Genomic DNA, 5,527 nt, shown 5'->3' on the forward strand with positions numbered 1-5,527 from the left:
GAGATACACATTGCGCGATGTAAAATCGCGACTACGCAAGTCCATAAAAATTGCTACGCTTAAAATTAATCGGTCTGTAATTACTAAAATGCAGGAATGGTATGCATAGCTCATATTTATTACGTAAAGGAAGAGTATCTAAAGCAAACCACTATTATGCTATTACGTTAGTTTGCTACGAACGGAAAAGTCTACTCACAAATTTAATAATTAATAGAGCAGTAATCAATGAAATGAAAAAGCTAGAGAAGGAGAAGCAAATTAACTCAAATACATTTGTATTAATGCCCAATCACATTCATTGGTTATTTCAATTAAACGATATAGCAACATTAAGTGAGGTAATCAGAAATTTTAAAGGGCGCTCTGCAACTGCGTACCGAGAATTCAGTAAACAAAAACTTTGGCAGAAAGGGTTTTATGACCATTTAGTCAGAAGTGATGAAGATTTAACTCATTGCGCTAGATACATAGTCGCCAACCCATTACGTGCACATTTAATAAAAAACATTGCAGATTACCCATATTGGGACAGCATTTATTTAAACGCGTAGCGTAGCAGCGGGTTTACCCCGCGACCAACACCCTCACCGCGATATTCACCCTAAGCGAGGTACACATTGCGCGATGTGAAATCGCGACTACACAAAACCGTAGTACATTGCGCGATGTAAAATCGCGACTACGATAAACCGCCAAATAAAGTAAGCAGTGCAATCAGTACTAAATAAAAAAGCACGTTGCGTTTAACTAATTTAATCATACAAGTGGCTTCAATAGCACATCCGTAATAACGCTGCTCTACTTGCTCAGCCGCAAGTGCTGTACACGTAACAACTTTGCGGTTTGGCGTTTTAAAATCTAATACATAATGCAGCCAGCAGCTTGTACCTTTATTAAAGTTACCAATGACTAAATAGCCAAAGCTTGCAACACGCGCTGGTAGCCAATCTAGCCAAAATAATAATTTGTGCAGCAGCGTAAAACGATTTGCAAACACCACTTTATGGTTTTCTTTAACTAAATCGGCCAACGTACGCACTATTGCATACAACACGGCACCTGGGGCGCCAAGCATTACAAACCAAAAAATAACGGCGCAATAAAATCTAAAATTAATCCACGCTAAGGTTTGCCCAAATGTTTCTCCGCCCTCTTCATCCTCTAGGTGTTTTTGCCCCATTTGTAGTGCGTAAAATGAGGCAGCGGTTTTATCATCCCGCGTTAGTGCATTTAAATACGACTTATATAAAGCACGGTGCTTAGCACAACCAAAACAAACCAATAAAACCACAACATTTATAGCTAATTGCCACAGTACAAAGTCAGAGAGTACATATATAAGCGCAACAGCCACTACCGGCAAAACTAACCAAATTAAAAAGCCAATTGCCGAGCTAAACAATCCGTTTTCACCAAGTAATTTACCCGAGCGGTTTAAATAACCATTAACGTAATGGCTTATTTGCCAATACTGTGAGCGCGCACCTAAACGCTCAAGTATTAGTGCAATAATTATAGAAACTAAAATCATGATAGCGACTCACTTAATTTGCTTGTTCTAGCCTGCTTATATAAGCAGGCCAATTAAAACTTTCCCCAGGGTCGGTTTTTCGCCCAGGTGCTATATCGCAATGCCCTACTACTCGCTTAGTGGTGATAAGCGGGTAACGAGTCATAATTGCCTTTGTTAAGCTATGTAAGCTGGTGTACTGCGCCTGAGTGTAAGGTGTGGTATCTGTACCCTCAAGTTCAATGCCTATACTAAAGTTATTACACGCGCTTTGCCCTTCATATTCAGATTGCCCGGCATGCCACGCGCGTTTATTAAATGGCACATATTGAATAATCTCGCCAGTACGTTTTATAAAACAGTGGGCTGACACTCTAAGCCCATTTAAATCACAAAAACTGGGGTGCGCATTACAGTCAATCTCACCCATAAACAGTGCATCAACGTGTTCGGTGCCAAATTGGCCAGCCGGCAATGAAATATTATGAATTACCAACAGCGAAATATCGGTATTTTCAGGGCGCTCATCAAAATGCGTACAGGGCCGCTGCGTTATATTAGCGACAACTCCGCTTGAATCTATCTGCATTATTTTAATACCACGGTATACATAAACTTGATGCTAAAGGATTTATATAAAGAATGATAGCCATTGCGGCTAGCTAACATTCAGCTGGTAGCATTACTTTTAGCAGCCACGCTATATATGTAGGTGTAATAAACCCCGCTCATTTAAAAGCGCTTCTATTAGTTATTTAAACATAGTAAAATTTGCTTAATTTATTAACACTTATGAGCCTTCATATGTCAATTTCGCACACGCTTATTACTCAACTTGTCACCCTCGCCTTAGATGAAGATCTAAATTATCAATCTGCACAAGACGGTGACATTACCGCGCAGCTGATCCCACAAAACGAGCACGCAAATGCTAAAGTAATTACCCGCGAAGACTGCGTTTTTTGCGGTAAAGACATCATTATAGAAGTGTTTAAGCAAGTAGATCCAAGCGTTGAAGTAAACGTATTAGTAAATGATGGCGACTTTGTGCCAGCAAATAGCACCTTATTTACAGCTAAGGGCTCTGCCCGTGCTATTTTAACTGCAGAGCGTACCGCGCTTAACTTTGTACAAACGCTTTCAGGTACCGCAACCACAACTGCAAATTATGTAAAAGAGCTTAGCGGCACCACAACCCAGCTGCTTGATACCCGTAAAACAATACCAGGACTCAGAGCTCTGCAAAAATACGCTGTAAAATGCGGCGGCGGTGCAAATCATCGTATAGGCTTATTTGATGCGTTTTTAATTAAAGAAAACCATATAGCAGCGTGTGGCGGAATTGATAAAGCAGTCGCGCAAGCCAAGCAAAACCACCCTACAAAACCCGTAGAAGTAGAGGTTGAATCGTTAAGTGAACTTGAGCAAGCCATTAATGCAGGCGCCGATATAATCATGCTCGACAATTTTAGCGTTGAACAAATTCAGCAAGCTGTGGTCACTACTAATAAGCGCGCTAAATTAGAGGTTTCTGGCAATATGACGCTAGAAACGCTTAAAACTTACTCGCAGGCAGGTGTAGACTTTATATCCAGCGGCGCACTTACAAAAAATTTACAATCAATCGATTTATCGATGCGTTTTGTATAAAAGCACGACAACAATTTAGTTTTATTGATGCTAATTAATTGACAAAACGCATGAAAAGACTTTTAATAATCCAAAAGGCTTACTTTGTAACATTTTGTTAAATAAAGTATCCTTTTTAGAAAATTTTGTGTGCTTTAAGCATAAAAAAAGTGTTAGACTAACCCTGTTGTATTACTTCCTTGAAAAATATAGTAATAAGTAACTGCTTTTTGTTTTAATCTTCAAAAAATACCTAAAAGATTGAAGCAAATGTTCAGTATCTTTCCTATATTTAGTCTACTTTGTGTTTAGGTAGCCTGTGCAAGTTGCAACATAATGAACTCACATTTAGCTTTTGTGTTTCATACCTAAGGCTAAAAGTACGTGAAAATTTATTTTTAAGTAAATCTGTAAAGTTAATCAGGTAAATTAAGCTTGGCACTTTCGCCACTAACCTGACTACCTTACAAAACATTATCCTTTAGGAGAGGAAACATGAAAACAATGACTCAAAAACAACAGGGTTTCACCCTAATCGAATTAATGATTGTAGTAGCAATCATCGGTATTCTTGCAGCAGTAGCTTTGCCTGCATACTCTAACTACCAAGCATCATCTAAATTGACTGCGGGTTTAGCTGAAATTACTGGCGCTAAAACTGAATTTGAAATAATGAAAAATAATGGCGAAACAATTACTGATATAGATGATATCAAAAGCATTACAGAAACTGATACGCAGAACTGTTTAATCACAGCAACAGCAACAACAATCGTTTGTACAATCCAAAATGCTCCTTCACAAGTTGATGCTGCAACCCTGACATGGACTCGTGACGCAGCAACAGGTGCTTGGTCTTGTGCAGCAGGTAACATTACGGGTGATGCTAGCCTAGCTCCAAAAAGCTGCCCAGCAGCCCCATAGTAATAATTTAATCTCAATAAAGGGCGCTCATTTGAGCGTCTTTTTTATTAGAAATATAGGTTACTTATCATCTATAGGTATACTAACTTAAATACTTATTAAACTATTTTGGGCTATCACTTTATGGCAAAAAAGCAAGAAACAAAAGGCCTAGATACTTTCCAGTGGGTAGGGGTGAGCGCTCGAGGGAAAAAATTGGAGGGTGAGCTAACAGGCTCAAGTATTGCTCTCGTAAAAGCGCAACTCAGAAAGCAGGGGATTACTCCTTCCAAAGTAAAGCGTAAAGCTAAACCTTTTCTTGGAATACAAAGCAATCAAAAAATCACTCCTAAAGATATAGCTCTATTAACCCGTCAAATAGCAACTATGTTAATAGCGGGTGTTCCGCTAATTCAAGCCATCGAGATGATTGGTTCAGGCTCTACTAACAAAAGTGTTGGTAAGTTAATGGAAACCATTGGCGATGAAGTTAAAGCAGGTCAACCTCTCTCACAAGCACTTAGAAAACATCCTCGCTATTTTGATGATTTGTATTGTGATTTAGTGGCATCGGGCGAGCAATCGGGTGCGCTTGATAAAATATTTGACCGGGTAGCTTTATACAAAGAAAAATCAGAAGCACTTAAATCAAAAATTAAAAAAGCCATGTTTTATCCTATCTCAGTATTGGTTATCGCTGGTATTGTTACCTCAATCTTACTTATTTTTGTAGTGCCGCAGTTTCAAGAGATATTTGCAGGCTTTGGCGCTCAGCTTCCAGCCTTTACTTTATTTGTAATTGGCATATCAGAATTTATGCAAGCCTATTGGTGGGTAATCTTAATAGTACTTGTTGGTTTTGGTTATGCGTTTAAAGAAGTAAAACTCAGAAGTTTAAAACTTAGAGATGCAACCGACAGGGCTATATTAAAACTCCCTGTAATTGGTATGATTTTAAATAAAGCCGCTGTTGCACGATATGCTCGTACGCTTTCGACCACCTTTGCTGCAGGTGTCCCCCTTGTTGATGCACTCGACTCTGCTGCAGGTGCATCCGGTAATGCTGTGTATCGCTATGCTATTTTAGATATTAAAGCAGAGGTGAGCTCGGGTAATCAAATGAACTGGGCGATGCGTAACTCTAAAATATTCCCTGATATGGTTATTCAAATGGTAGCCATTGGTGAAGAGTCTGGCTCGTTAGATGGCATGCTTGCTAAAGTAGCAACAATTTACGAGCAAGAGGTTGATGATGCAGTTGATGGCTTATCTAGCTTATTAGAGCCGCTTATTATGGCAGTGCTGGGTGTGCTCGTCGGTGGCTTAATTGTTGCCATGTACTTGCCAATTTTCCAGTTAGGCTCTGTAATTTAAAAGCATAGCTGTAAGCTGTAAGCTGTAAGCTGTAAGCTGTAAGCTGTAAGCTGTAAGCAAAATTTCAAACGCTAATTAATAGCTCGCAAGATAAAATGAATAGTAAGC

At 39.2% G+C, this 5,527-nt stretch carries 6 protein-coding genes; 4 read left to right on the forward strand and 2 right to left on the reverse strand.

Going from position 1 to position 5,527, the window contains the following annotated elements:
* Window positions 1-101 precede the first annotated feature (101 nt).
* Window positions 102-554 carry an REP-associated tyrosine transposase gene (locus CWC04_RS18945; RefSeq protein WP_138686164.1) on the forward strand — a complete coding sequence of 151 codons (453 nt, stop codon included), beginning with the start codon at window positions 102-104 and terminating at the stop codon, window positions 552-554.
* Between the two features lie 128 nt (window positions 555-682).
* On the opposite strand, the gene ampE is transcribed toward CWC04_RS18945, so the two are convergent.
* Complete coding sequence (ampE, locus tag CWC04_RS18950) at window positions 683-1,534, reverse strand: beta-lactamase regulator AmpE (protein WP_138686165.1); 852 nt, start codon at window positions 1,532-1,534, stop codon at window positions 683-685.
* A 13-nt stretch (window positions 1,535-1,547) separates the two neighbouring features.
* Entirely contained in the window at window positions 1,548-2,102 is a 555-nt protein-coding gene (gene ampD, locus CWC04_RS18955) for a 1,6-anhydro-N-acetylmuramyl-L-alanine amidase AmpD (RefSeq protein WP_096042336.1), read from the reverse strand.
* 215 nt (window positions 2,103-2,317) lie between these two features.
* Here ampD and nadC point away from each other — a divergent pair, with 215 nt between their 5' ends.
* From nadC to CWC04_RS18970, 3 genes are all read left to right on the forward strand, one after another.
* On the forward strand, window positions 2,318-3,163 hold the full coding sequence (nadC, locus tag CWC04_RS18960) for a carboxylating nicotinate-nucleotide diphosphorylase (protein WP_138686166.1): 846 nt from the start codon (window positions 2,318-2,320) through the stop codon (window positions 3,161-3,163).
* Between the two features lie 474 nt (window positions 3,164-3,637).
* Window positions 3,638-4,066, forward strand: coding sequence for a pilin (locus tag CWC04_RS18965; protein ID WP_138686167.1), 429 nt, complete (start codon window positions 3,638-3,640; stop codon window positions 4,064-4,066).
* 123 nt (window positions 4,067-4,189) lie between these two features.
* Window positions 4,190-5,419 carry a type II secretion system F family protein gene (locus CWC04_RS18970; RefSeq protein WP_138686168.1) on the forward strand — a complete coding sequence of 410 codons (1,230 nt, stop codon included), beginning with the start codon at window positions 4,190-4,192 and terminating at the stop codon, window positions 5,417-5,419.
* The last annotated feature ends 108 nt before the right edge of the window (window positions 5,420-5,527 follow it).

It is taken from the genome of Pseudoalteromonas sp. S2893, from assembly GCF_005887105.1.
In the GTDB taxonomy this organism is placed as follows: Bacteria; Pseudomonadota; Gammaproteobacteria; order Enterobacterales; family Alteromonadaceae; genus Pseudoalteromonas; species Pseudoalteromonas atlantica.

What these genes read in the sequence shown, in the direction of transcription:
- CWC04_RS18945 (WP_138686164.1), top strand. Translation starts at nt 102, where the DNA reads ATGCATAGCTCATATTTATTACGTAAAGGAAGAGTATCTAAAGCAAAC.
- nadC (WP_138686166.1), top strand. Translation starts at nt 2,318, where the DNA reads ATGTCAATTTCGCACACGCTTATTACTCAACTTGTCACCCTCGCCTTA.
- CWC04_RS18970 (WP_138686168.1), top strand. Translation starts at nt 4,190, where the DNA reads ATGGCAAAAAAGCAAGAAACAAAAGGCCTAGATACTTTCCAGTGGGTA.
- CWC04_RS18965 (WP_138686167.1), top strand. Translation starts at nt 3,638, where the DNA reads ATGAAAACAATGACTCAAAAACAACAGGGTTTCACCCTAATCGAATTA.
- ampE (WP_138686165.1), bottom strand. Translation starts at nt 1,534, where the DNA reads ATGATTTTAGTTTCTATAATTATTGCACTAATACTTGAGCGTTTAGGT.
- ampD (WP_096042336.1), bottom strand. Translation starts at nt 2,102, where the DNA reads ATGCAGATAGATTCAAGCGGAGTTGTCGCTAATATAACGCAGCGGCCC.